This window comes from Hypericibacter adhaerens (genome assembly GCF_008728835.1).
GTDB lineage: Bacteria > Pseudomonadota > Alphaproteobacteria > Dongiales > Dongiaceae > Hypericibacter > Hypericibacter adhaerens.
Window position 1 is genome coordinate 1,664,342 of record NZ_CP042582.1, and the last position, 24,952, is coordinate 1,689,293.

Here is a 24,952-nt window from a genome sequence, read left to right on the forward strand (position 1 = left end):
GAAACCTTGCTCATGTCTCATCGACACAGGAGGAACTCATGGCCAATCCCAAGCTCGAAGTGCTGACCCCCAAGAACTCGCAGCTGATCTTCATCGATCAACAGCCACAGATGGCGTTCGGCGTGCAGTCGATCGACCGCCAGGTGCTGAAGAACAACACCGTGGCGCTGGCCAAGGCGGCCAAGATCTTCGGTATCCCGACGACGATCACCACCGTCGAGACCCAGGGCTTCTCCGGCTACACCTATCCGGAGCTGCTCGACGTGTTCCCAGACAAGAAGCTCCTGGAACGCACCTCGATGAACTCCTGGGACGACCAGAAAGTGCGCGACGCGCTCGCCGCCAACGGCCGCAAGAAGGTGGTCGTCTCCGGGCTCTGGACCGAGGTCTGCAACTGCACCTTCGCGCTCTCCTGCCTGCATGACACCGACTACGAGATCTACATGGTCTCCGACGCCTCCGGCGGCACCTCGAAGGAAGCCCACGACATGGCGATGCTGCGCATGATCCAGGCCGGCGTCGTGCCCGTCACCTGGCAGCAGGTCCTGCTCGAATGGCAGCGCGACTGGGCGCGCAAGGAGAGCTACGACGCCGTCATGGCCGTGGTCCGCGAGCATTCGGGCGCCTATGGCATGGGCGTCGACTACGCCTACACCATGGTCCACAAGGCGCCGCAGCGGACTCATGCCCCGCATGAGGCGCTGGCGCCGGTGACGGCGCGCTGATCGCAAGGCGGCGATCCTACATCCGCCTTCGGCTCGACCGTCCGGCCGGGAACGACACCGATCCCGGCCGGCGGGGTTTGCCGGGGCCTGCTGCTCTTTCTCATCGAACGGGGAGGCGATGCCATGAAGATGTATCTGCTGTCGCTCGCTGCCGGTCTGCTGGTCGGAATCGTCTACAGCCTGTTGAATGTCCGCTCGCCCGCGCCGCCGCTGGTGGCGCTCGTCGGCCTGCTCGGAATCCTGGTCGGCGAGCAGATCATCCCCGTCGGCAAGCAGATGATCGCCGGCACGGCGTTCGCCGCGGCCGTGGATGTCTCCAAATGCACCCCCCACATTTTCGGGCAGTTGCCGGGCCGCCATGCCAAGTCGGTCGCCGACGCCAAGACCGACCCTGCCGAGCCTCCGGAGGCGCAGTCGTGAAGCGGCTTGCCGTGGGCGAGGGCCCGATGCCACGGCCTTCGTGGAGCGCCCCGCGATGCGTGATCTGAACGCCGCCGGATCGCAGAGCGGCACGCCCGAGCTCATTGCCCGGCTGCTCGACAATCCCGCGATGCTGCTCTTCGCGCGGATCTGCCTTGTCTCGCCTTTCCTGGCGGGCGGGCTGATGAAGCTCGTCGATTGGCCGGGCGGCGTGGCGGAGATGGCGCAGACCGGCCTGGAGCCGGCCTGGCTCTTCAATCTCGCCGTGGTGCTGGTCGAGCTGGGCGGTTCCGTGCTGGTGATCCTCGGCTGGAAGACCTGGCTCGGCGCGGGCGTGCTCGCTGTCTTCACCCTGTTCGCCACTCTGCTGGCGCACCGGTTCTGGGAGCTCGAGGGACAGGCGCGGGTGATGGCGCTCAACACCTTCCTCGAGCATGCCGCCATCGCCGCCGCCTTCATTTTCGTCGTGGTTGTCGGACTGCGTCCCCGCCGGCAGGGGCGGTGACGCCAAGATCGGGCATGGCCCGGATTTAAAGAAGGAGCTGACGATGCGTCTGCGATCCAGCGACCTCGCTGCAATCTTCGCCATCGGCCTGATGGCCGCGGGCCTGTTGTCCGCTGTGGCGCCGACGGCGGCAAGCGCCGCCAGCGCGACGCCCGCGGTCGCCGTCGGTCCACAATACGACACGACCCATGTCTATGTGGCGCCCGAGGACTTCGACCGGTTCGTCGCAAGCCTGGTCGCGACCTTCGGCGGCACGACCACGCCGCAGGGTGTCTTCACCGTCACGCCGACGCCGAGCCAGACCATGTCGCAACTCGTGCTGACGCCGGTGGGAAGCCTCTCGGTCTTCGGCTTCAAGACGCCGATCCCGTATCCCTTCGGCGCCGAGCGTACCGGCTATCTGGTGACCGATCTCGACAAGGGCGTCGAAGCCGCCCGCAAGACCGGCGCCGACGTGCTGGTGACACCCTTCGACGATCCCATCGGCCGCGATGCCGTGATCCAGTGGCCGGGCGGCATCAATATGCAGCTCTATTGGCACACCAAGCCGCCTTCCTACGCGGTGCTGGCGACCGTGCCGGAGAACCGGGTCTATCTCTCCAAGGACCGGGCGGCGCCGTTCCTGCGCAGCTTCCTCGCCTTCTCGCATGGCAAGGTCGTCTCCGACGACCCGCATGCGCCGGGTGTCGAGATCGGCCGCCCCGCCGACAGCTACCGCCGCATCCGGATCGAATCGAGCTTCGGCAAGATGACGGTGCTCGTGACCGACGGCCATCTGCCCTATCCCTATGGCCGCGAGATGACCGGCTATGAGGTGGCGAATCTCGACGAGACGCTCGCCAAGGCCAAGGCGGCCGGCGTGGCCGTGCTGGTGGAACCCTATAAGGCCGCCCATCGTGTCGCGGCGGTCGTGCAGTTCCCGGGCGGCTATATCGCCGAGATCCACGCGCCGGCCGGTTCCTGAGCCGGCCTTCGGCCAGACATGTCAGCCCGACAGGGTATCCTGGTCACCGCCCTTTGGCTGGGGGTGACGCTCATGCCCGCGGCAGCGTCCGAGGTATCGGCGGTGGATGCCGTCACGGCGCCGCCGGCACCGCCACCGGAGGATCTGGGAACGCCATCGAGCGCCGTGCCGCATGAACGGCCCGCGATCAAAAGCAACCGGTGGCAGGAGAACTGGTCGGCTCTCTCCGATCCGGCGCTCAGGACCGAGCCGCTCGACGGCTTCAAATATATCCCGATCTCGCCCACCGACCCGCACAGCTATCTCTCCTTCGGCCTCACGCTGCGGGAGCGCTTCGAATCCAACCATGCGCCCGCCTTCGGTGTCGGCGAGAGCTCGGGCGACTCTTACCTCCTGCAGCGGCTGCAGTTCCATCTCGATGCGCATTTCGACGAGAACTGGCGCGCCTTCGTCCAGTTCGAGGATGCGCGCGCCTTCGACAAGGACACGATCACGCCCGCCGATCAGAACGCGCTCGATCTTCGCCTCGCCTTCCTCGAATACACACGGCCCTTCGACGCGGATCTGCTGAAGGCGCGCATCGGCCGGCAGGACTTCGCCTTCGACCTGCAGCGCTTCGTCTCGTCGCGCGACGGGCCCAACCTGCGCCAGTCCTTCGACGCGATCTGGGCGGACTGGGAGACCCCGCAATGGCGCTTCATCGGCTTCGTCAGCCAGCCGGTGCAGTATCGCGACGGCGAGCCGTTCGACGACACCTCGAACGAGCATTTCCGCTTCCACACCCTGCGCGTCGAGCGCCATGTGCTCGGTACCAACGAGCTTTCGTCCTACTACTCGTACTACGAGCGCGACGACGCCCGGTTCCTCGACGCGTCAGGCGACGAGCACCGCCATATCCTCGATGTCCGGTTCGCCGGCGCCGACGGCGGATTCGATTGGGATCTCGAGGCGATGGGGCAGGTCGGCAGCGTGGGCTCCGACGACATCCTCGCCTGGGGCATGGGTGCCCGCGCCGGCTATACCTTTTCCGATGTGATCTGGCAGCCGAGGCTGGGCTTCCAGGTCGATGCCGCTTCGGGCGATCACACCCCCGGCGACGGTACGCTCGGGACCTTCAACCCGCTCTTCCCGAACGGGTATTATTTCAGCCTGGCGGGCTTCACGGGCTACTCGAACCTGATCCATCTGAAGCCCTCGATCACGGTCAAGCCGATCGACAATCTGACCGTGACGGGAGCCGTGGGCCTGCAATGGCGCGAGACCACCTCGGATGCGGTCTATGTGCAGCCGGCCAATGCCGTGAATGGCACGGCGGGCGAGGGCGGCGCCTGGACCGGCTATTACAGCCAGCTCCGCGCCGACTATGCCTTCAACGCCAACCTCACCGGCGCCGTCGAGCTCGTCCATTACGTGGTCGGCGACGCGGTGCGCAATGCCGGCGGCCATGACAGCGATTATGTCGGCGTCGAGCTCAAGTTCAGCTGGTAGGGGCCGGTGCCGGAGGCAGGGCGCTCGATCAGCGGGTCCGCTGCACCCACCAGTGATGCATGCCGCGCTGATGGGTGGCGACCTTCTTGGGCTTGGTCGCGCCGAAATCCTCGATCGCCAGGCAGCGATCGACCGGGCGGCCTTCCGGGGCCAGGGGAAAAATGCCGCCGAAAAAGGCCTGGATGCCGCCGCCGACCGTGACCTCGTCCTCACAGAAGACGGGCCGCCGTTCCTCGGCCGCCAGGCGATAGAAGCCGGCGAGCTCCTCCCTGGCCTTGACGGTGCATTCTTCGATCTCGTCGAGGAAGCGGCCCGTGAGATCGCCGCGGAACAGGCTGGCCTTGGTGCCGACGAGCCGGTAATAGACGCGGAAGGGCTCCCGGAGAATCTCGACCACGAAGAGGCAGGGCAGCATCCGTTTCATCTCGGCGGGATCGATGTCGCTCCAGCCCGGGATATCCTTGCCGCCGCGCTTCGACCGCCAATAGGCGTCGAGCTCGTGGACAATGCCGGCCCTGACCTCGGCCAGCGGAATGTCATACCTGCACAGCACCGTGAAACCCGCTTTACCTCGCCTTGCGTCGGCCCAACCTTATCGCGCCTCCCTCAACCGAAAGTTACCACGACTCGGGAGGCCGGCCAGCCCGCAGGCAGACAACGTTGGGCGACAAGCCCGGCACAACGCAAGCGCTTAAAAGTAGGGTCTCCGCTCGCCTCTGTCCGGGATCAGCCCCGCACCTCGACGACCGGTGCGCCGGTCTGCGCGTGGCCGACGATGCGCGTGCGCGGGTAGCCCGCGGCGGCGATGCGGTCCGCGATGGCCTGGGCCCGATCGGCGGCGCAAGCCACGAGCAATCCGCCGGAGGTTTGCGGGTCGGCCAGCAGGTGGCGACGCCATTCGGGGAAACCGGCCGGCAGCGTGACGCCGTCGCTGTAGCTGGCCCAGTTCCGCAGCGACGCACCCGTGACGAAGCCGCGCCGGGCGAGGCTTTCGGCCTCGGACAGCAGCGGCAGGTCGGGCGCGTTGACGACAAGGGTGAGCTTCGAGCCGCGCGCCATCTCGAGCGCATGGCCGAGCAGGCCGAAACCGGTCACGTCCGTGATCGCATGGACGGCCGCGTCCTTGGCCAGATCCGTGCCGATGCGATTGAGGAGCGTCGTCGAGGCGATCATTTCCGCATAAGCCGGCGGCGAGAGCTCCCCTTTCTTGAAGGCCGCCGAATAGATGCCGACGCCGAGCGCCTTGGTCAGGATCAGCGCGTCACCGGGCCTGGCGGTCGAGTTGCGGCGGATATCCTGCGGGCGGCCAATGCCGATCACGGCCAATCCATAGATCGGCTCGGGCGCGTCGATCGAGTGCCCGCCCGCGACGGGGATTCCGGCCGAAGCGCAGGCCTCCGCGCCGCCCTTGAGAATTTCTCGTACCATCTCGGTCGTGATCTTGCCGACCGGCATGCCCAGGATGGCCAGCGCCATGATCGGCCGACCGCCCATCGCGTAGATGTCGGAGATGGCGTTGGTCGCGGCGATCCGGCCGAAATCGCGCGGATCGTCGACCACCGGCATGAAGAAGTCCGTGGTCGCGATCACGCAGGTGTCGCTGTCGATCTGCCACACGGCGGCATCGTCGCCGGTCTCGGTCCCGACCAGCAGCTCCCGATAAGGCTGGGCGGCGGGCAGCTCGGCCAGGAGCTGCTGCAGCACGGAGGGCGCCAGCTTGCAGCCGCACCCGCCGCCATGGGCGAGGCTGGTCAAGCGAAGCTGAGGATCGATCATCGGGACATTCATGGTCTTTCCCTGATTTGGGCGGCGGGCGTCAAGCTGTCAGCTCCGACGCGGTAATGCTGTATTTGAAATTGTCCGCGTCGAGGCAATCGAGGCGGGCGGCGGCGGTCTCGGCCTGGGGGTACATCAGGAAGCCCAACCTCGGTCCCCGGGCGCCCGGCAGCGCGACGTCATGGGCCATGTTGTAGGCCAGCCAATTGCCCTCCCAGGCGCCGAACAGGGTCGCATGCGCGGCGACCACCTTGGCATCGTCCATGGCGAGGTTCCCGGGCGGTTCCTCCAGAACGACCTTGCGGACGTCGGCCGGATCGACCGCGACCCAGCCATAATCCGTGAGATAGACCTCCGCCCGGCAATGCTGCGCCTTGGTCACGGTCTCGGATTTGGCGCCGAGGCTCTGGTAGCCGAACCGGGAGCGCGCGACGCGGATGCCGTAGATGTCGCGCGCCGGCAGGCCCGAGGCGCGGGCCAGGCCGACGAACAAGGCGTTGAGGTCGGCACATTTGCCGCCGAGATTACCGGTCTGGAGCATCGAGGCGATGTCGCCGATGCCGCAGCCGCGGACCTTGGGATCGCGGAAGGTATTCGCCACGATCCATTCATAGATCGCGCGCGCCTTCTCGACCTCGCTGCCGGCGCCGGCCGTGATCTTGTCGGCCGTTTCCTTCACGATGCCGTCGGTCGGGATGAGTGCGGTGGACGAGAGATAGAGCGTGCGCTCGGCGTCGGCAAGCGGCGGGACGCCGCCCGGTTGTGCGAAATCGACCGCGCGGTCGCGGGTCGTGACCCGGCTCGTGACCTCGACCATCGGCGCCGGTTCGCCCTCCGCCCATTCGAGATGCAGCATCTGCGCGCCATATTTCGGATCGTGCTCAATCCTGGCCGAGGCCGCATTCGTCTGCCATGCGCTGCTGTCCGACCGGAACCAGCCGGCTTCGTTGACGGACGGCAACGGCACCCAGGCTTGCGTCTTGCCGGCCGTGCCCGCGATCTCCAGCCGGGTGACGATCTGGAACTTGCGCCAGGCTCCCGGCATCGGCGCGAAGAGGCTTTCGGCGAAGGCGAGCCGGGGCAGGGCGGCGACAGCCGGCAGCACGGCGCCGAGCTTCAGAAATTCACGCCGATCGAGCGACATGGATGTCTCCTCTGCGAGCACGGGGGATGAAGAGAAGGGAACGGCGCGAGCGCAACCGCCGCGCCGGCCGGGCGAGGCGCCGGACCTGACGGCAGCGGAATTCTCGAACGGGGGGAATATCTTGGAGAGGAGCCGGAGGCGAGGCCGGTCGCGCAAACCACCTCTCCTCGCCCGCATTGCGGGCGAAAGAGTGCCTTCGGCGATCTGTGCCCCGTAACTCGGGAGCCGGTTGCATCGGCACGCCAAGCATTATGGAACCGGGCCGCGAACTGTCAATCGTGGCGCTGTTCCGACTTAGGTGGGATGTCGTCACGAACTTGTGACGATCCGTAACCGATATGAAACCGCGGTGCCGATGGCTCGGCACCGCAGCAACCTGCCGGATTCGCGGGCTTTATGCTTGACATGGCGCGGCCCTGGCCTACGCTTTTTGCGAGACGAAATCCCGCCGATCGGGTGGTCGCGATCGCGGAGGGAGTCGAGAGAGGCGTCATGGGTGGGCAACGGGAGGTTGTAACCATGAATGAAATGTCCCTCAACGGAGAGCTGTCGAGACGCCAGTTCATCAAGCGCACTGGCGCGGGCATCGCGGGAACGACGCTGGGCGCGCTGGGATTCGGCGGCGTGGAGGCCGCCTACGCGGCGGCGATCCGGGAGTTCAAGCTCGCGAACACGACGGAGACGCGCAACACCTGTCCCTACTGCTCGGTGGCCTGCGGCGTCATCATGTATTCGAAGGGCGATCTGAAGAAAGGCGAGACCGCCGAGATCGTCCATATCGAAGGCGACCCGGACCATCCGACCAATCGCGGGACGCTGTGCCCGAAGGGTGCGGCCCTGCTCGACTTCGTCCATGCCGAGACGCGGCTGAAATATCCGATGGTTCGCAAGCCGGGTTCGGACAAGTTCGAGCGCATCGCCTGGGACGACGCCTTCGATCGAATAGCCCGGTTGATGAAGGACGATCGGGACAAGAACTTCATCGCCAGGAACAATGACGGGGTCATCGTCAACCGGTGGCTCACCACCGGGTTCCTGGCGGCGTCGGCGACCACCAACGAAACGGCGTTCCACACCTACAAGGTGGTGCGAAGCGCCGGGATGCTGGCGTTCGACAACCAGGCGAGGGTTTGACACGGCCCCACGGTGTCCAGTTTGGGCCCGACATTTGGCCGTGGTGCGATGACCAACGCATGGACCGACATCAAGAACACCGATCTCGTCGTGATCATGGGCGGCAACGCCGCCGAGGCCCACCCTTGCGGGTTCAAATGGGTCGTTGAGGCGAAGGCCAACCGCGGCGCCAAGCTGATCGTCGTCGATCCGCGCTTCACGCGTTCGGCCTCGGTTGCCGATTTCTATGCGCCGATCCGGCAGGGAAGCGACATCGCGTTCCTGCTGGGCGTCATCAACTACTGCATCCAGAACGACAAGGTGCAGTGGGACTATGTCAAGGCCTTCACCAACGCGACCTATGTGGTGAGGGACGGCTTCGCCTATCAGGACGGCCTGTTCTCGGGCTATGACGAGGCCAAGCGCTCTTACGACAAATCCACCTGGGAGTACGAGTTCGACGCCGACGGCTTCGCCGTCGTCGACGACACCCTCCAGAACCCGCGCTGCGTCTGGAACCTGCTGAAAAGCCACGCCGCGGTCTATACGCCCGAGATGGTGGAACGCATCTGCGGTACGCCGAAGGAGAAGTTCCTGAAGGTGGCCGAGATGGTGGCCGAGACCTCGGCCACCAACAAGACCATGACCTCGATGTATGCGCTCGGCTGGACCCAGCATTCCAAGGGCTCCCAGAACATCCGCGCCATGGCCATGCTCCAGCTCATCCTCGGCAATATCGGCGTGCGCGGCGGCGGGATGAATGCCCTGCGCGGTCACTCCAACATCCAGGGGCTGACCGATGTCGGGCTGATGTCGAACCTGATCCCGGGCTACCTCACCTTGCCGACCGACAAGGAAGTCGATTTCACCACCTACATGTCGACGCGCGGCTTCAAGCCGTTGCGGCCGAACCAGACCAGCTACTGGCAGAACTACAAGAAGTTCTTCGTCAGCTTCCTGAAATCCATGTGGGGGGATGCCGCCACCGCCGAGAACGATTTCGCCTACGACTATCTGCCCAAGATGGACGTGCCCAGCTACGACGTGCTGCGCGCCTTCGAGCTGATGAACCAGGGCAAGATGAACGGCTATTTCTGCCAGGGCTTCAATCCGCTGCTGGCCTTCCCGAACCGACAGAAGGTGACGGAAGCGCTGTCCAAGCTGAAGTTCCTGGTCACCATGGACCCGCTCGAGACCGAGACCTCGCGGTTCTGGGAAAACCACGGCGAGCATAACGATGTCGATACCGCTTCGATCCAGACCGAGGTCTTCCAGCTGCCTTCGACCTGCTTTGCCGAGGACGAGGGCTCGCTGACGAACTCGGGCCGCTGGCTGCAATGGCATTGGCCGGGCGGCACGCCGCCGGGCGAGGCCAGGACCGATGTCTGGATCATGACGCAGATCTATCTGCGCCTGAAGGATCTCTATGCCAAGGAAGGCGGCGCCTTCCCGGATCCGATCCTCAATCTGCAATGGCCCTACAAGAATCCGGAAGACCCGGCCTCCGAGGAGATCGCGCGGGAGATCAACGGCTCCGCCCTGGCGGACGTGCCCGACCCGAACGACCCGACCAAGCTCCTGCTCGAGAAGGGCAAGCAGGTCGTGAGCTTCGCCGCGCTGCGCGACGACGGCACCACGGCCTGCGGCTGCTGGATCTATTCCGGCTGCTTCAACGAGGCGGGCAACAACATGGCGCGCCGGGACAATACCGATCCCGACGACACCGGCCTGTTCCCGAAATGGACGTTCTCCTGGCCGGTCAATCGCCGCATCCTCTACAACCGGGCCTCCGCCGATCTCAACGGCAAGGCCTGGGATCCGAGCCGCAAGATCATCGAGTGGAATGGCGAGAAATGGTCGGGCTATGACGTGCCCGACATCGCGCCCACGGCGAAGCCCGATGTGGTCGGTCCCTTCATCATGAACCAGGAGGGCATCGCCCGGCTGTTCGTGCGGGGCACCATGGTCGACGGTCCCTTCCCGGCCCATTACGAGCCGTTCGAATCGCCGATCGAGAATCCGGTGGCGCCGAAGATTCGCGGCAATCCGGCGGCCCGCGTGTTCAAGGACGACATGGAGCAGTTCGGCGACGCGAAGAAGTTCCCCTATGCGGCGACTTCCTACCGCCTCACCGAGCATTTCCACTATTGGACCAAGCACAACCGCGTCAACGCGATGCTGCAGCCGGAGTTCTTCGTCGAGATCTCCGAGCAGCTCGCGCAGGAGAAGGGCATCCAGCCCGGCGGATGGGTCCGTGTCTGGTCGAACCGGGGCTCGGTGAAGGCCAAGGCGGTCGTCACCAAGCGCATCCGCACGCTGATCTGCGACGGCAAGCCCGTGCATGTCATCGGCATCCCGCTCCATTGGGGCTTCACGGGTGTGGCGAGAAAGGGCTTCGGGCCGAATTCGCTGTCGCCGTTCGTGGGCGATGCCAACATCCAGACGCCGGAATACAAGGCGTTCCTGGTCGATATCGAGCCCATTGCCGGGCCGGTGGCATAGGAGGGAGCGATGGCGTTCGAATACGAGCTACCGCCGCCGCCGACCCACGACATCCATTCGGACCTGGGCGAGGGCGACTGGATCCGGCGGTCGGCCTCCAGCGTACCGGCGCCGGCGCGCCAGCTGACGCCGGTGGCGAAGCTGATCGACGTCTCCAAATGCATCGGCTGCAAGGCCTGCCAGGCGGCCTGCGTGGAGTGGAACGATCTGCATCAGGAGGTCGGCTACAACGAGGGCGTCTACGACAATCCGTCGGATCTGACGCCGGACATGTTCACCCTGATGCGGTTCACCGAATGGGAGAACCCGGAGACCCAGAACCTGGAATGGCTGATCCGCAAGGACGGCTGCATGCATTGCGCCGACCCAGGCTGCCTCAAGGCCTGTCCGGCGCCCGGTGCCATCGTCCAGTATTCCAACGGCATCGTCGACTTCGTCCACGAGAACTGCATCGGCTGCGGCTACTGCGTGAAGGGTTGCCCCTTCAACATCCCGCGCATCTCCAAGGTCACCAACAAGGCCTATAAATGCACGCTCTGTTCCGACCGCGTCGCGGTCGGGCAGGGGCCGGCCTGCGCCAAGGCCTGTCCGACCCATGCCATCGTCTTCGGCACCAAGGAGGAGATGACGAAGCATGCGGAAGGCCGCATCGAGGACCTGAAGTCGCGCGGCTACGCCAATGCCGGCCTCTATGATCCGCCCGGCGTCGGCGGCACGCATGTCATGTATGTGCTGCATCACGCCGACCGGCCCGAGATCTATGCCGGGCTGCCGAAGGATCCGCATATCAGCGTGCTGGTCGAGCTGTGGAAGGGGGCGAGCAAATATGCCGGCCTCGCGGTCATCGGCGGCATGGCGCTGTTCGGGCTGGTTCATCACCTGGTGACGGGTGCCAACAAGGTCACGCCCGAGGACGAGCGGGATGCCGAGCGGCTGGCCGGGAGCGCCGAGCCATGACGAAAGCGGAAAGAGCGACCGGAACCGAGCCGGGCGACGATGTCCATCCGGGTTCTCCGGTGACGGTCGATCGCTACACGGTGGCCGCGCGGATCAATCACTGGATCACCGCGATCAGCCTGGTGCTGCTGGCGCTGTCGGGATTGGCGCTGTTCCATCCCAGCCTGTTCTTCCTGACGGCCCTGTTCGGGGGCGGGGAAGCGACCCGCGCCATTCATCCCTGGATCGGCGTGGTGCTGTTCTTCAGCTTCCTGGGGCTGTTCCTGCGCTTCTGGAAGCTCAATCTCTGGAAGCGCGACGATTCCACCTGGCTGGGGCGGCTGCGCGACGTGCTGACCGGCCACGAGGAGAGGCTGCCGGAAGTCGGCAAATACAATGCCGGCCAGAAGGTCGTCTTCTGGGCGATGTCGATCCTGATCGTGATCCTGATTCTCAGCGGGATCGTCACCTGGGAGCGCTATTTCGCGGATTATTTCTCCGTGACCCAGGAACGCATCGCCGTGCTGGCCCATGCGGCCGCCGCCGTCGTCATCATCAGCGTCTGGATCGTCCATGTCTATGCGGCCATCTGGATCCGCGGCACGATCGGCGCCATGACGCGCGGCCAGGTCACCGGCGGCTGGGCCTGGCGGCACCATCGCAAATGGCTGAGGCAGCTCGTCAGCGGGAAGTCGAAAGCGCCAACCACCGGCAAGACCGCCGCCGAATAGCGGATATCGACAGCCTGCGTGTCACGTGGCCCGTGAGGTTCGTGAGGTAGAGTGATGGCAGAAGCCGGCGCACCGCGCCACGATCCCATTCCCATCGGCGATATGGCGAAGCCGCCCTTCGCCCGGCTCCCCGAGCCCGGCAGGATGTTCGCGCGGCGCGCCGAGCGTTTCCGGTTTCTCGCCCGCGATCCCGATCTGAAGCCCTATCTCCTGTTCCTTGCCGATATCTGCGGGGCGCAGCATGGCATCCAGGACGGACTTCCGGCCGCGCCGCTGCCGGCAGCCGAGGCGATCGCGCGGGCGCGCAGCCATGGCATGCCGCCGCTCGATCGCAGCCGGTTCGCTTCGGAACCCGTTTTCGACGCGACCTTGGCCCGCTTCCTCGCGGCCGCCGCGACCGTCGCGATGCCCGAGCCCGCGGCGGCGGCCCTGCAGGAGCTCCGGCATGCGGAACCCGCGGGCCAGGCCCTCATGATGCGCGCCGTGCTCGATGACGCCGTTCCCGTCGAGGCCATGGCAGCTCACCTGTTCGTGGCGGCGGCGCTGCAGGTTCATTTCGCGCGGACGGCGGCGCGGCTCGATGCGGCGGGCCTCGTGCCGGTCGGGGACGGCGCCTGCCCCGTCTGCGGTGGCCCGCCGGTCTCGTCCCTGGTGGTGGGTTGGCAGGGCGCTCATGGCACGCGCTTCTGCGCCTGCGTGCTCTGCGGCACGCTGTGGAACTATGTCCGGGTCAAATGCACGCTCTGCGGCTCGACCAAGGGCATCTCCTACCGCGAGGTCGAGGGCGGCGCCGGCATCGTCAAGGCCGAGACCTGCGATATCTGCCGCGGCTACGTCAAGATCCTGCATCAGCACAAGGACCCAGCCCTCGATCCCGTGGCCGACGATGTCGCCTCGCTCGGCCTCGATCTGCTCCTGCGCGAGACCGGCCTGCGGCGCGGCGCCGCGAATCCGTTCCTGCTGGGCTATTGAGGGGCCACGCGATGACGGGCGCCGCCGACGCTCTCCGCCGCCTTCCCTCCGTGGACGAGGTGCTGAAGAAGGACGCGGCCCTGGTCGCCATGGAGCGGTTCGGGCGCGCCGCCGCGGTCGAGGCCGCGCGGCAGGCGCTCGACGAGACGCGGGCGGCGGTCCGCGCGGGGAAGGGCAACGGCGTCGGGGCCGAGGCCATCGCCGCCGCCGTGCTCGCCCGTCTCGATCGCGACGCGCAATCGAAGGTGAGGGCGGTTTTCAACCTGACCGGAACCGTGCTCCACACCAATCTCGGCCGCGCGGTCCTGGCCGAGACCGCCATCGAGGCCGCGGTCACCGCCATGCGCCAGGCCATCGCGCTCGAGTTCGATCTGGAGACGGGCAGGCGCGGCGAGCGCGACGCCTTGATCCGCGGGCTCCTCTGCCGCCTGACCGGCGCCGAGGATGCGACCGTCGTCAACAACAATGCGGCGGCCGTGCTGATCGTGCTGAACACGCTGGCGAAGGGACGCGAGGCTGTCGTCTCGCGCGGCGAGCTGATCGAGATCGGCGGCGCCTTCCGCATGCCGGACATCATGGCGCGGGCTGGCGCCAAGCTGGTCGAGGTCGGCACCACGAACCGGACCCATCGCAAGGACTATGCCGAAGCCCTCACGGGCAAGACCGGGCTGATCCTCAAGGTTCATCCCTCCAACTACCGCATCGCCGGCTTCGTCGCCGAGGTGTCGGCCCACGACCTCGCCTCGCTGGCGCGGGAGCGCGGGGTGCCGCTCGTCAACGACCTGGGCTCTGGCACCCTGGTCGATCTCGCCCGCTACGGCCTTGCCCATGAGCCGACGGTGGCCGAGGCGATCGCCGAGGGCGCCGATCTCGTGACCTTTTCCGGCGACAAGCTGCTGGGCGGCCCGCAGGCCGGGTTCATCGTCGGGCGCAAGGACCTGATCCAGAAGATCAACCGCAACCCGATGAAGCGGGCGCTCCGGGTCGACAAGATCCGGCTGGCCGCGATCGAGGCGACCTTGCGCCTCTATGGCGATCCGGACCGTGTCGCCGAGCGGCTGCCGACGCTGCGCCTGCTGGCACGGCCCCAGGTGCAGATCGAGGCCCTGGCGCAGCGTTTGGCCCCGGCCATTGCCGCAGCCGTGGCCCCCGAATTCGCCGTGGAGCCGGTCGAGTGCAAGAGCCAGATCGGATCCGGCGCGCTGCCGCTCGAGGCCATCCCGAGCGCGGGCCTGGCGATCCGTCCGCGCGCGGCGCGCGGCGGCGGCAGCCGGCTGACGGTCCTCGCGGCCGCGCTGCGCCGTCTGCCGATTCCGGTCGTCGGGCGTATCGAGGATGACGCGCTTCTTCTTGATCTGCGCTGCCTCGAGGATGAGGCGGGCTTTCTGGCCAATCTCGCCAGCCTCGAGGGAGGCGCCGATGCGCCGGCCTAGCTCCCCTGCGCATCGCGCGAAGCCGGTCCCATGATCGTCGGCACCGCGGGACATATCGATCACGGCAAGACCTCGCTGGTGCGGGCGCTGACGGGCGTCGATACCGACCGTCTCAAGGAAGAGAAGGCGCGCGGCATCTCGATCGATCTCGGCTTCGCCTATCTGCCGGCGGCCGACGGCAGCGTGCTCGGCTTCGTCGATGTCCCGGGCCATGAGCGCTTCGTCCACACCATGCTGGCGGGCGCCAGCGGCATCGATTTCGTCCTGTTCGTGATCGCCGCCGACGACGGGGTCATGCCGCAGACGCGCGAGCATCTGGCCATCGTCGATCTGCTCGGGGTTACGCGCGGCATCGTCGCCCTGACCAAGGCCGACCTCGCATCGCCGGATCGGCGCGCGCAGGTCGCTGCCGGTATTGCGGAGACCCTATCCTCGACGAATCTGGCCGGCAGCCCGATCATCCCGGTCTCGACCGTGACCGGCGAAGGGATCGAAGCTTTGCGCGAGGCGCTGCTGACGGCGTCATCGGCGGCCGGACGACGCGGCGCCGCAGGCCGCTTCCGGCTCGCGGTCGACCGCTCCTTCACGCTCGCCGGCACCGGCACGGTTGTGACCGGCACCGCCTTGTCGGGCCGGGTGGTGGTCGGCGATCGCGTCCTGGTGAGCCCGGCGGGGCTGCCGGCGCGCGTGCGTTCCATTCACGCGCAAAACCGTCCCGTCGAGCAAGGCGAGGCGGGTGATCGCTGCGCCCTCAACCTGGCTGGCGAGGGGATCAGCAAGGACGCCATCCGGCGCGGCGACATGATCCTCGATCCGTCGCTCCATGCGCCCAGCGACCGAATCGACGCGATCCTGCGGCTGCTGCCGAGCGAGGCCAAGGCGGTCGGCCAATGGAGCCCGGTACGGCTGCATCATGCGGCGGCCGAGGTGGGTGCGCATGTCGTGCTGCTCGAGGAGGAGCCCCTCGTTCCGGGTGGGGAGAAGAAGGTCCAGCTCGTGCTCGAGAAGCCGATCGCGGCGGCCGTGGGCGATCGCTTCGTGCTGCGCGATCCCTCGGCCCGAAGGACCATCGGCGGCGGGCGGTTCCTCGATCTGCGGGCACCCGCCCGCAAACGGCGCACGTCGGCGCGCCTGGCGCAGCTCGAGGCGATGGCGATCGAGGATCCCATGCAGGCGTTGGCCGCCCTGCTCGAGCGCGAGCCGCGCCATGTCGATCTCTCGGCCTTCGCCCGCGATCGCGCGCTGGCCGAGGCGGAGATGCAGAGCCTGGTCGACGCGCTGGGCATCGTCAAGCTCGCAGCCAAGGATCGCGTGATCGGCCTGAGCGCCGCGACCTGGGAGCAATTGAAGCGGGCGCTGCTCGCCCTCCTGGAAAATTTCCACCAGGTCAATCCGGACCTTCCCGGCATCGGCCTCGAGCGGCTGCGCCTCCAGCTCGAGCCGCGCCTGCCGGCGCCGGCGTTCGCGGCCGGGCTCGTGAGCCTGGCGCGGGCGGGCGAGCTGGCGCTCGATGGCGCCTGGGTCCGGCTGCCTGGCCATCAGGTGCGATTGACGCCGGAGGAGGAGCAGCTCTGGGCGGGCGTGGCGCCGCTGCTTGCGGGCGAGGCGCGGTTCCGCCCGCCGCGCGTGCGCGACATCGGCACGCTGCTCGCCGTCCCCGAGGAGGACGTCCGCCGGCTGGCGAAGCTGATGGCGCGCATGGGCAAGGTCTCCGAGGTCGCGCATGACCATTTCTTCCTGCGCGACACGGTGGCGGAGATGGTGAGGATCGCGGTTGCCATTGCCGCCGCCTCGGAGAAGGGCGAGTTCACGGCGGCGCAGTTCCGCGACCAGGTCAATAACGGCCGCAAGGTCGCCATCCAGATCCTCGAGTTCTTCGATCGGCACGGCGTTACCTTGCGGCGCGGCGACCTCCGCCGCATGAACAAGCATCAGCTCGATCTGTTCCGGCCGTCGGCGGAGACGCCGGCGCCGGCGACAGCGACATCGGATCAAGGAAGAGAAGCGTCCCCGGTGGGGCGTCCGGACTTCAAATCCGGGTGGGGCCGCGAGCCGGCTCTAGGTGGGTTCGACTCCCATTCTCTTCCGCCAGTTTCCCGGGAGGCGCGATGACGGCGACGGCAGCCGCGACAGTGCCCTTCCTCGACCTGTTCGAGGCAGCCGCCGGCGAAACGGAGGCCGCCGAGAGCCGTTATCGGCGGGAAGCGGCGCAGCGCATCCAGCAGCTGGAGCAGGAGCGCGCCTTCGCCTTCCGGCGCCTCAACCTGATGCGGGCGATTGCCGAGGCGGTTGCCGGTGCAGAAGGCGAGGAGATCGCCGTGGCCAGCGCTTTGGTGGTGCTGCGGAGCAAGCTCGGCTGGAGCGCCGATAGCGAAGCCCGGACCGAACTGCTGTCGCGCTTCACGCCGGTCGCGCAGGCGGTCTTTCACGCCCTCACCGCGGCGCCGGATGCGAAGGCGCTCTCGGTGCCGGAGGCGCTCGCCGCGTTCGAGGCTTGGTATGCCGGCAACCGGCCCACGCCATTCTGGGTCCTGTTCGAGCACTATATCCCGGAGACGCCCCAGGTCGATTTCTGACGAAACCGCGGGGGCGGCCTCAGGCCGCGCGGCGATGCTTCGACAGCAAGGCGAGCGCGCTCACCATCGCGAGCACGACCAACGCCGCGGCGAAGATGGCGGCGAGCGTGCCGCCGGTGCCGAAGCGATGGATGAGCACCGCGCCGAGCGAGGGCGCCGCCGCCTGAAGCAGCAAGCTCGGCAGGGCCAGCTTGCCCATGAGGGCCGCATATCCCCCGGCGCCGAAGAGCGCCAGCGGCACGGTGCCGCGCGCGATCGATTCCAGGCCGATGCCGGCGCCATAGGCAACCAGCGCCACGGCGATCAAGGGTAGGCCGGCCCAGAGCACGCCCATGCCCAGCACGACCAGGGCGGCCGAGACCACCATCGTCCAGATCGGATGATGGAAGCGGGCGATCGCCATCTCGATGGCGCGGGCACCCACCTGGGACGGTCCGACCATCGCGCCGAAGGCGACGGCGCTCGCCAGCGTCAGGCCGCGCGACTGCAGGATGGTCAGCATATGGACCGACATCGTCGCCGAGATCATGGCGGCCACCGCGATGACGCCGCCCAGGAGCAGCAGGGTGATCCGGTCGCGGGCGCCGATCCGGCCTGCCGGCAAGGCGGCGGCGTGAGCCGGCGCGCCATTCGCTGCTGGCGGGGTTTGGCGCGGCAGGAGGAAGAGGTAGATCGGCACCAGGACCAGAAGATGGATCGCCGCATAGACCCAGCAGGCGCCGCGCCAGCCGAGGTCCGAGACCAGCCAGGCGGAGAGCGGCCAGCAGGTCGTGCTGGCGAATCCGCCGAAGAGCGTGAGGCTCGTGATGGCGCTGCGGGCGCCCTGCCCGTAGATCCGCCCCAGCGTGGCGAAGGCGGCGTCGTAGAGGCCGGCACCCATGCCGAGCCCCATCACCAGCCACCCTGCCAGAAACATGATCGGATGGACCGCGACCGCGAGGCTGATCGAGCCCGCAGCCAGCAGCAGCGCGCTCAGCGCCAGCACCGGCCTTCCGCCACGCCGCTCGATCGCCCGGCCGACCCAGGGCGAGACCAGCGCCGCCATCAGCAGCCCCAGCGAAAGGCCGCCCACGATCCAGCTCAGCAGCCAGCCCGTGTCTTCCGCGATCGGCTGGGCCAGCACGGCCAGGAGATAGTAGGAGGAGCCCCAGGCCAGGATCTGCGTCACGCCCAGCGCCGAGACGACGACGCGGCGGTCGGGTAGACCGGAGGTGGGCTCGCTCGCTGCGGGTGCCGCAGACAGCGTCATGCGGCGACGCCGCAACCGCAGCCGGTCCTGGCCTCGTCCTTGGCAACGACGGCGGGCGCGCAGCAGGCCTCGACCGGAACGGTCTTGACCGGCGCCGAGCCGCCGCAGCATCCGGATGACGTCACCGCACTCTCCTCCTGGGGACTGCCGCAGCAGTGGCCGCTCTCGACGCCATTGTCTTCGCAGATGCCCGTTTCCGGCAAGACGAGCTGCACATCGTCGGCGGCTGCCCTGTCGCCGGCGAGGGCCGCGGCGACCGAGCGCGCCTGCTCATAGCCCGTCAGCAGCAGGAAGGTCGGGGCACGGCCATAGCTCTTCACACCCACGGTGTAGAAGCCGGGCTCGGGATGGCTGAGCTCGCGATGGCCGTGCGGCGGGACCGTGCCGCAGGAATGGAGGTTGGGATCGATCAGCGGGCCCAGCGCCTTCGCACCCTCGAGCCAGGGATCGAGCTCGAGCCGCAGCTCGCGCGTCATGGCGAGGTCGGGGCGCTGGCCGGTCGCGACCACGATCCGGTCGACGGGGCCGAGGCTTCTCGATCCCTGCGCCGTGTCTCCATCGAGCCACAGACCCTGACCGTCTTCGCGCACGCGGATCGCGACGAAGCCCGCGGTCAGCGCGATGGCGCCGCGCTCGACGGCTTCCTTGAGCTGCCAGCCCAGCGCACCGCGGGCCGGGATCTGATCGGCATCGCCCCCGCCATAGACGCGCGCGAGGTTCGTGCCGCGCACCGCCCAATGCGCCCGCGTGTCGGGCGCATCCTGGCGTAGGCGGATCAGGTCGAGCAGCACATTAGCGGCCGAATAGCCCGCACCGATGACCAGCGTGCGCCGCCCGGCATAGAGCGCGCGGTCCTGTCCCAGCAGGTCCGGCATGCCGTAGGCGATGCGGTCCGCATGCTCGGCCTCGCCCTCGGCCGGCAGGCCCGACGCGCCGATGGGGTTGGGCTGGTTCCAGGTGCCCGACGCATCGATCACGGCGCGCGCCAGATCCTGCCGGCGCGAGCCGTCCCGGCGCCGGATCGTGATCTCGAAGGGACGGTCCTCGCGCCCGCGGCTCGTCACCTTGTCGAGACCCTGGCGGGCGATGGCCAGCACGCGGGCGCCGGTCTCGATGGCGGGCGCCAGCTCCGGCGTGCGGGCGAGGGGAACGAGGTAGAGATCGCAGAGCTCGTCGCCGGTCGGCAGCGCCTCGGCGGGCGGCGCCTGCCAGCCATGGCGCGCGAGGATCCGCCGCGCGGCGGCATCGATATTGTGCCGCCAGGGCGTGAAGATGCGCACATGGCCCCAATCGCGAAGATTGGCGCCGACCGTTGTGCCGGCCTCGTAGACCCGGACCGGGAGGCCGCGCTCGATCAGATGGGCGGCGGCCGCGAGCCCGATCGGCCCGGCGCCGATCACGGCGATCGGCAGTGTCTTTATGTCGGCGGCCATGATTTACTCCTTCGCTAGTTCCAGAACCATGGAATAAGTGGTCAAAAACAAGCCGCCCGTCAGGCGGCGGCGCTGCCGCTCGCGGCGGGAGCGTCGGCGCAGCATTCGTCGGCGAGAAATCCCAGAAGATCGCCCATGGCCTCGTAGTTGGCGCGGCAGATCAGGGTCGTCGCCTGGCGCTCCTGCGTGACGAGTCCGGTCAGGATCAGCCGGTGGAGATGATGCGAGAGCGTCGAGGCGGCGATTCCGAGCTTCTCCTGCAGCCGGCCGACGGGAAGGCCGCCGTCGCCCGCCCGCACCAGCGTGCGATAGACCTTGAGCCGCGTCGGGTTTCCGAGCGCCTCGAGCTGCTTTGCCGCTTTTTCGAGTTTCATGGAAATAAGATGACCGCCGGCGGAGCAGGGGTCAAGCGCTATTTCGACGAGAATCGAAATAAAGATTCAGCGCTCGAGGCCGGGTGCCAGTTCCGGCTTCCCCGCGCGCCGCTCGTACCAGGGACGGCTGGCATTGACGATGCGCACGACCGACAGCATCACCGGCACCTCGATCAGCACCCCGACCACGGTGGCCAGTGCCGCACCCGAATTGAAGCCGAACAGGCTGATGGCGGCGGCGACGGCGAGCTCGAAGAAATTGCTGGCGCCGATCAACGCCGAGGGGCCGGCGACGCAATGCTGCTCGCCGGCGAGCCGATTGAGCAGATAGGCGATGCCGGCATTGGCATAGACCTGGATCAGGATCGGGACCGCCAGCAACGCGATCACCAGGGGCTGGGCCAGGATCTGCTCGCCCTGGAAGCCGAACAGCAGAACCAGCGTCGCGAGCAGCGCGCAGAGCGACAGGGGCTGGAGCCGTCGCAGAACGGCGGGCAGTGCGTCGGCACCTTTGTGTATCAGATGGCGGCGAAGAATCTGGGCCGCCGCCACGGGGACCACGATGTAGAGCAGGACCGAGAGCACGAGCGTGTTCCAGGGCACCGTGATGGCGGAGAGCCCCAGCAGCAGCCCCACGATCGGCGCGAAGGCGACGATCATGATGCTGTCGTTGAGCGCCACCTGGGTCAGCGTGAAATGCGGCTCGCCCCGGGTCAGGTTCGACCAGACGAAGACCATGGCGGTGCAGGGTGCGGCCGCCAGGATGATCAATCCCGCGATGTAGGAATCGATCTGGTCGGCCGGCAGGTAGCCGCGGGACAGATGGCCGATGAAGAGCCAGGCGAGAGCCGCCATGGTGAAGGGCTTGACGGCCCAGTTGACGAAGAGTGTGACGCCGATACCGCGCCAATGCGCCGCGACGCCGCCGAGCGCCGCGAAATCGATGCGCATCAGCATGGGCACGATCATCAGCCAGATCAGGACCGCGACCGGAAGATTGACCTTGGCGAGCTCGAGCGCGCCGATCGCCTGGAAGAATCCGGGCATGAGATGGCCGAGCACGATGCCGGCCAGGATGCAGAGGGCGACCCAGAGCGTCAGATAGCGTTCGAAGAGCGACATGTACGGGAGCGATCCGTTGGCAACCGAAGCGGAAGGAGGGAAGCGGCGCGAGCCCGCCGGCTCAGGCGGATTCCGGCAGCTTGCGGCCGATCTCGTCGATCCGCTTCTGCAGGCTGAGCTTGTCGAGCGATTTCAGCGGCAGGTTGGCAAAGATGCCGATCCGGTTGTTCAGCAGGCGGTAGGTCTCGGCGAAGGCGAGGTGCTGCTCGGCGGGACTGCCCTCGACCGCGGCCGGATCGGGCAAACCCCAATGGGCGGTCATCGGCTGGCCCGGCCAGACCGGGCAGACCTCGCCGGCCGCGTCGTCGCAGACCGTGAAGACGAAATCGAGCGGCGGCGCGCCCCAGCCCGCGAACTCGTCCCAGCTCTTGGAACGCAGGTTCTTCGTCGGATAGCCCAGCTTGGCCAGCAGCTCGAGGGCGAGGGGATGAACCGCGCCTTTGGGATGGCTCCCCGCGCTGAAGGCCTGGAAGCGGCCGGCGCCGAGGCGGTTGAGGATGGATTCGGCGAGGATGCTGCGCGCCGAATTGCCGGTGCAGAGAAAGAGGACGTTGAAGATCCGTTCAGGCACAGGAAGCCTCCGGGGGACAGCCGCAAAATTGGAGCAGGGGTTCGAGAAGGGGCGCGCAGATCTCCGGCCTTCCGCCGCAGCAGTCGCGGGTGAGGAACCGGACCAGGCTTTGGAACCCGTCGAGGTCCGCGCGGTAGATCACCGTCCGGCCCTGGCGTTCCGCTCGGGCGAGGCCTGCCCGCACCAGGATCGCGAGATGCGAGGACATGGTGTTGTGCCGGGCGCCGCAAGCGGCCGCGATCCCGCCCGCCGGAATGCCGTCGGGGTGAGCCCGGACCAGCGCCCGGAACACGTTCATGCGCGTGCCTTGCGCCAGGGCGCTCAGGGCCTCGATCGCTTTCGATTCGTCTATATTCGTCGACATATCGACAAATTGGCTTAATCGAGTTGCCAAGGCAAGCGGCTTTTGGGAGAACCGCCGTTGAGGTCGAAAAACCTCAGCCCGCGAAATAGTTGGATAGACGCCGCGACGCCTTGGCCTGCCAGCCGTCGCCGGTATCGAGGAATCCATCCCAGCGGGGGTCGTCCTTGCTGCCCGGCTTGACCTTCTTCTTCTTTGCGTCCGCCGTCAGCTCGGCCTCGCTCGCCCGGAACCGGTAATGGTCATAGACGTCGAGCACGTGGGCCGCGTAGGCGAGCGCCAGGGGCTGGTGCCCGCTGACGATCACCAGGTTCTCATCGTTCGAATAGGACGCCTTGTAGCCCTGGTTATGGCTGCCGAAAGCGACGACGCAGTTCTGGGGATCCAGCGGATCGATCACCAGGATCTTGTCGTGAATGATGGCGCGGCCGACCGTGAGCGTCTCATCGAACTCGAAATCGCCGAGCGGGCGGCCGATCTCCTTGTCGGTGAGTGCTGTGGCGCGGATCACCGAAACGCCCTTCTGCCTGAAGACATGCGGCGACCAGGCGGGCAGCTTCTTGCCGGATTCGGTGGTGCTGGCGGGAACGAAGCCCCACATCGCCTGGGTATCCGAGATCACGCCGATGACATCGAGCGACGTGTCCTTCAAACCAAGCTGAACGGCTTCGGAGACGATCGAATTGAGTCCGCCCCGGGAGGGCATGAAGACGAGGAAGAAGATCGCGCGCCGCGCCTTGCGCATCAGGGAGAACAGCCGGTCCATATCCGGCGGCGGCGGCGATGGGGTCTTCGCCGATTTCGCCGGCGGCTGCGATTTGCCGGGCATGTTGGGCGAGAACCAGGATTCCATGACGGTACCGCCTTGCAGCGTGACCGTGACCGGCGTGCGATCGGCGGTCTTGAGCGGGTCGCCCTGATCGGCGCCCTTGGCCTTGGCGCTGAGAGGCTTGGGCAGCTTCTGCTTGTCGTCATGGAGGCGCCGCCAATAGGCGAGGAACGCCGCCGCGATCCCGTCGTCGTCGATCCGGATGCAGTTGTTGCTCTGGCCGGCGATGCCGGACCAGGTCCAGTTGGTGGAACCGGTCAGCACGGAGCGGGCCTTGCCGGCATCGTCGACATAAACGACGAACTTGTTGTGCCCGATATGGCCCGATCCGTTGAACATGCGGTCCTGCATCTTGAACCTGGTGCCGGTCTTGCGCGCGAGCGCGCGCAAGAGCTTGCGGGCCGGGGCATTGCGCGTGTCGTAGAGGGTCGGATTCTTGCCCGTCTTGACGCTCTGGTCCGGGCCGCTCCCGGCATCCGACAGGATGAGATCGAGGCGCTCGGCATTGGCCTTGAGGAGGTTGACCAGCTCCTCGTCCTCCAGCTCGTAGAGGGCGGCATGAAACCGCCCCTTGAGCTGCGCGAAGAAATCCCGCATCAGCGGGATCACGTCGCCGGCCAGATAGTTGCGCAGCCAGTCGTTGGGCGCGCGCAGATGGCCTTCGAGCTCGCCGGGCACGATCTTGCCGTCCTCCTTGAGGACGCGAAGCAGGAATTGAGTCGAGAGAATGCCGTTCGTGAAGGTGGAGGTGAAAGGCGGCCGCACGCGGGTGACGTCGATGATGTTGCTGAGCTTCGGTGCGGTCAGGTAACCCAGCGGGATCGGCGTCCCCTCATAGCGGTTGGGCACGGTCTTGTGGGTCTCGGGATCGAAATGGCTCTCGGGAATGACGATCACCGGATCGAGTCCGGGCTTCATCTTGCCCACGGCACGGACCGAGTAGCGCACCCGCGCCTGGTCGGGGCGGCGCTGGGCCTTGTCGCGCTTCTTGCGCAGCGTCAGGTCCCGCCAGGTGAATTTCTGCACCGGCCAGACCGTGGTGTTCTGGGGCTGCCAGTCGGGATTGCGCTGCCCCTTGAAGGCGACATAAGAGGCGAGCGGCCGCTCCTCGACGACCTTGTCGGCGGCATCGAGATATTGGCGCAGGATGTGAAAGCCGAGGCAGCCGGGAATCGACCCGCCATCGATGCTCCAGGCAAGGAAGGCGATTTCGTTGTTCGCGAAGGCGCGGACATTCGTGATCGCGGCCATGACGGTTCCCCCCATGCAAGGCGTCACCGGCAGGCGAGGCTGCTCGATTTCCGGTCCGGAGAATTCTGACGATCGCCGCTGCCTGCCGTGATGCCGTCAATCTGGAACAAGGTCTGGCTCCGGACGCGAATTCATTATCGCGCCGTTTCGTGAAAACCAGAAGACATGAGGGGTCGCGCGGCGGAGAGGTTGTGCAACGGGAGGTAGAGGCGGTCATTGGGCCGCCAATCAATCTGGCCGATCGCGGAAGCTGGACATGAGGTCTGAAGGCCCGGAAGGGCTGGATCGGCCGGTGAGACGAGGTTCAGAAACGCTCTGTGAACGTCTCGCTGTCTGAAAATCCATGAAGACGTTCGGATCATTGCAGGGAAATCAGACGGCACGGGCTACTGGCCTTGATGTTCGGATGCGAACTTCTCTGGACTGTTTACGAAAATAGGTAAAGAGTCTGACCTGTCCCGCCGACTGCGGCGGGAC

Annotated in this window: 21 protein-coding genes, 1 tRNA gene and 1 pseudogene; 13 read left to right on the top strand and 10 right to left on the bottom strand. The window is 67.1% G+C overall.

Translation table 11 applies throughout. The features are described 5' to 3' along the window. Window positions 1–38 precede the first annotated feature (38 nt). The 5 genes from FRZ61_RS07320 to FRZ61_RS07340 all read left to right on the top strand — a co-directional run bounded on the left by FRZ61_RS07320 (window position 39) and on the right by FRZ61_RS07340 (window position 4,102). Window positions 39–725 carry a hydrolase gene (locus FRZ61_RS07320; RefSeq protein ID WP_151116150.1) on the top strand — a complete coding sequence of 229 codons (687 nt, stop codon included), beginning with the start codon at window positions 39–41 and terminating at the stop codon, window positions 723–725. 123 nt (window positions 726–848) lie between these two features. Next, window positions 849–1,145: a XapX domain-containing protein gene (locus FRZ61_RS07325; RefSeq protein WP_151116152.1), complete on the top strand. Its 297-nt coding sequence runs from the start codon at window positions 849–851 to the stop codon at window positions 1,143–1,145. A 55-nt stretch (window positions 1,146–1,200) separates the two neighbouring features. Beyond that, window positions 1,201–1,650 carry a DoxX family protein gene (locus FRZ61_RS07330; RefSeq protein ID WP_151116154.1) on the top strand — a complete coding sequence of 150 codons (450 nt, stop codon included), beginning with the start codon at window positions 1,201–1,203 and terminating at the stop codon, window positions 1,648–1,650. A 43-nt stretch (window positions 1,651–1,693) separates the two neighbouring features. Further along, window positions 1,694–2,614: a glyoxalase gene (locus tag FRZ61_RS07335; protein WP_225309164.1), complete on the top strand. Its 921-nt coding sequence runs from the start codon at window positions 1,694–1,696 to the stop codon at window positions 2,612–2,614. 72 nt (window positions 2,615–2,686) lie between these two features. Further along, a complete protein-coding gene (locus FRZ61_RS07340; protein WP_151116156.1) occupies window positions 2,687–4,102 on the top strand; it encodes an alginate export family protein in 1,416 nt (471 codons plus the stop codon). 28 nt (window positions 4,103–4,130) lie between these two features. On the opposite strand, the gene FRZ61_RS07345 is transcribed toward FRZ61_RS07340, so the two are convergent. The 3 genes from FRZ61_RS07345 to FRZ61_RS07355 form a co-directional block, all read right to left on the bottom strand. After that, window positions 4,131–4,655: a PAS domain-containing protein gene (locus FRZ61_RS07345; RefSeq protein ID WP_151116158.1), complete on the bottom strand. Its 525-nt coding sequence runs from the start codon at window positions 4,653–4,655 to the stop codon at window positions 4,131–4,133. A 173-nt stretch (window positions 4,656–4,828) separates the two neighbouring features. Beyond that, window positions 4,829–5,890, bottom strand: coding sequence for a selenide, water dikinase SelD (gene selD, locus FRZ61_RS07350; protein ID WP_151116160.1), 1,062 nt, complete (start codon window positions 5,888–5,890; stop codon window positions 4,829–4,831). A 28-nt stretch (window positions 5,891–5,918) separates the two neighbouring features. Further along, window positions 5,919–7,022, bottom strand: coding sequence for a transglutaminase-like domain-containing protein (locus FRZ61_RS07355; RefSeq protein WP_151116162.1), 1,104 nt, complete (start codon window positions 7,020–7,022; stop codon window positions 5,919–5,921). Between the two features lie 528 nt (window positions 7,023–7,550). Between FRZ61_RS07355 and fdnG the strand changes: the two genes are divergently transcribed. The 8 genes and pseudogenes from fdnG to FRZ61_RS07395 all read left to right on the top strand — a co-directional run bounded on the left by fdnG (window position 7,551) and on the right by FRZ61_RS07395 (window position 17,285). Continuing rightward, entirely contained in the window at window positions 7,551–10,637 is a 3,087-nt protein-coding gene (gene fdnG, locus FRZ61_RS07360) for a formate dehydrogenase-N subunit alpha (RefSeq protein WP_225309245.1), read from the top strand. 9 nt (window positions 10,638–10,646) lie between these two features. After that, entirely contained in the window at window positions 10,647–11,594 is a 948-nt protein-coding gene (gene fdxH, locus FRZ61_RS07365; protein ID WP_151116166.1) for a formate dehydrogenase subunit beta, read from the top strand. Beyond that, window positions 11,591–12,304 (top strand): formate dehydrogenase subunit gamma, encoded by a 714-nt coding sequence (locus FRZ61_RS07370; RefSeq protein WP_191909338.1) that lies wholly within the window; start codon window positions 11,591–11,593, stop codon window positions 12,302–12,304. The genes fdxH and FRZ61_RS07370 overlap by 4 nt, the downstream gene beginning before the upstream one ends. Before the next feature lie 54 nt (window positions 12,305–12,358). Next, the gene (fdhE, locus tag FRZ61_RS07375; RefSeq protein ID WP_151116168.1) at window positions 12,359–13,276 is read left to right on the top strand and encodes a formate dehydrogenase accessory protein FdhE; all 918 of its coding nucleotides are present in this window, start codon (window positions 12,359–12,361) and stop codon (window positions 13,274–13,276) included. Window positions 13,277–13,287: 11 nt separating this feature from the next. Further along, window positions 13,288–14,709 (top strand): L-seryl-tRNA(Sec) selenium transferase, encoded by a 1,422-nt coding sequence (gene selA / locus FRZ61_RS07380; RefSeq protein WP_151116170.1) that lies wholly within the window; start codon window positions 13,288–13,290, stop codon window positions 14,707–14,709. 30 nt (window positions 14,710–14,739) lie between these two features. Next, window positions 14,740–16,572: pseudogene (gene selB / locus FRZ61_RS07385) on the top strand (selenocysteine-specific translation elongation factor); the annotation flags it as partial. A gap of 132 nt (window positions 16,573–16,704) precedes the next feature. Beyond that, window positions 16,705–16,800: transfer RNA gene (locus FRZ61_RS07390), tRNA-Sec, on the top strand. A gap of 17 nt (window positions 16,801–16,817) precedes the next feature. Next, on the top strand, window positions 16,818–17,285 hold the full coding sequence (locus tag FRZ61_RS07395) for a hypothetical protein (RefSeq protein ID WP_151116172.1): 468 nt from the start codon (window positions 16,818–16,820) through the stop codon (window positions 17,283–17,285). A gap of 19 nt (window positions 17,286–17,304) precedes the next feature. On the opposite strand, the gene FRZ61_RS07400 is transcribed toward FRZ61_RS07395, so the two are convergent. The 7 genes from FRZ61_RS07400 to FRZ61_RS07430 form a co-directional block, all read right to left on the bottom strand. Next, on the bottom strand, window positions 17,305–18,534 hold the full coding sequence (locus FRZ61_RS07400; RefSeq protein WP_151116173.1) for an MFS transporter: 1,230 nt from the start codon (window positions 18,532–18,534) through the stop codon (window positions 17,305–17,307). Next, entirely contained in the window at window positions 18,531–19,967 is a 1,437-nt protein-coding gene (locus FRZ61_RS07405; RefSeq protein WP_151116175.1) for an NAD(P)-binding domain-containing protein, read from the bottom strand. Before FRZ61_RS07405 ends, FRZ61_RS07400 begins: the two co-directional genes overlap by 4 nt. A 59-nt stretch (window positions 19,968–20,026) precedes the next feature. Next, the gene (locus FRZ61_RS07410; RefSeq protein ID WP_151116177.1) at window positions 20,027–20,341 is read right to left on the bottom strand and encodes an ArsR/SmtB family transcription factor; all 315 of its coding nucleotides are present in this window, start codon (window positions 20,339–20,341) and stop codon (window positions 20,027–20,029) included. 66 nt (window positions 20,342–20,407) lie between these two features. Continuing rightward, window positions 20,408–21,463: an ACR3 family arsenite efflux transporter gene (gene arsB, locus FRZ61_RS07415; protein WP_151116179.1), complete on the bottom strand. Its 1,056-nt coding sequence runs from the start codon at window positions 21,461–21,463 to the stop codon at window positions 20,408–20,410. A 61-nt stretch (window positions 21,464–21,524) separates the two neighbouring features. Then, the gene (locus tag FRZ61_RS07420) at window positions 21,525–22,034 is read right to left on the bottom strand and encodes an arsenate reductase ArsC (protein WP_151116181.1); all 510 of its coding nucleotides are present in this window, start codon (window positions 22,032–22,034) and stop codon (window positions 21,525–21,527) included. Beyond that, complete coding sequence (locus FRZ61_RS07425; RefSeq protein ID WP_225309165.1) at window positions 22,027–22,398, bottom strand: ArsR/SmtB family transcription factor; 372 nt, start codon at window positions 22,396–22,398, stop codon at window positions 22,027–22,029. The genes FRZ61_RS07420 and FRZ61_RS07425 overlap by 8 nt, the downstream gene beginning before the upstream one ends. A 73-nt stretch (window positions 22,399–22,471) precedes the next feature. Next, on the bottom strand, window positions 22,472–24,475 hold the full coding sequence (locus FRZ61_RS07430) for a phospholipase D-like domain-containing protein (protein WP_191909339.1): 2,004 nt from the start codon (window positions 24,473–24,475) through the stop codon (window positions 22,472–22,474). Between the last annotated feature and the right edge of the window lie 477 nt (window positions 24,476–24,952).

Coding starts and splice junctions, on each gene's coding strand:
- fdxH (WP_151116166.1), top strand. CDS start 10,647: ATGGCGTTCGAATACGAGCTACCGCCGCCGCCGACCCACGACATCCAT.
- FRZ61_RS07325 (WP_151116152.1), top strand. CDS start 849: ATGAAGATGTATCTGCTGTCGCTCGCTGCCGGTCTGCTGGTCGGAATC.
- arsB (WP_151116179.1), bottom strand. CDS start 21,463: ATGTCGCTCTTCGAACGCTATCTGACGCTCTGGGTCGCCCTCTGCATC.
- FRZ61_RS07395 (WP_151116172.1), top strand. CDS start 16,818: ATGACGGCGACGGCAGCCGCGACAGTGCCCTTCCTCGACCTGTTCGAG.
- FRZ61_RS07410 (WP_151116177.1), bottom strand. CDS start 20,341: ATGAAACTCGAAAAAGCGGCAAAGCAGCTCGAGGCGCTCGGAAACCCG.
- FRZ61_RS07335 (WP_225309164.1), top strand. CDS start 1,694: ATGCGTCTGCGATCCAGCGACCTCGCTGCAATCTTCGCCATCGGCCTG.
- selA (WP_151116170.1), top strand. CDS start 13,288: ATGACGGGCGCCGCCGACGCTCTCCGCCGCCTTCCCTCCGTGGACGAG.
- FRZ61_RS07330 (WP_151116154.1), top strand. CDS start 1,201: ATGCGTGATCTGAACGCCGCCGGATCGCAGAGCGGCACGCCCGAGCTC.
- FRZ61_RS07340 (WP_151116156.1), top strand. CDS start 2,687: ATGCCCGCGGCAGCGTCCGAGGTATCGGCGGTGGATGCCGTCACGGCG.
- FRZ61_RS07320 (WP_151116150.1), top strand. CDS start 39: ATGGCCAATCCCAAGCTCGAAGTGCTGACCCCCAAGAACTCGCAGCTG.
- fdhE (WP_151116168.1), top strand. CDS start 12,359: ATGGCAGAAGCCGGCGCACCGCGCCACGATCCCATTCCCATCGGCGAT.
- selD (WP_151116160.1), bottom strand. CDS start 5,890: ATGAATGTCCCGATGATCGATCCTCAGCTTCGCTTGACCAGCCTCGCC.
- FRZ61_RS07430 (WP_191909339.1), bottom strand. CDS start 24,475: ATGGCCGCGATCACGAATGTCCGCGCCTTCGCGAACAACGAAATCGCC.
- FRZ61_RS07425 (WP_225309165.1), bottom strand. CDS start 22,398: ATGTCGACGAATATAGACGAATCGAAAGCGATCGAGGCCCTGAGCGCC.
- FRZ61_RS07355 (WP_151116162.1), bottom strand. CDS start 7,022: ATGTCGCTCGATCGGCGTGAATTTCTGAAGCTCGGCGCCGTGCTGCCG.
- FRZ61_RS07400 (WP_151116173.1), bottom strand. CDS start 18,534: ATGACGCTGTCTGCGGCACCCGCAGCGAGCGAGCCCACCTCCGGTCTA.
- FRZ61_RS07405 (WP_151116175.1), bottom strand. CDS start 19,967: ATGGCCGCCGACATAAAGACACTGCCGATCGCCGTGATCGGCGCCGGG.
- FRZ61_RS07370 (WP_191909338.1), top strand. CDS start 11,591: ATGACGAAAGCGGAAAGAGCGACCGGAACCGAGCCGGGCGACGATGTC.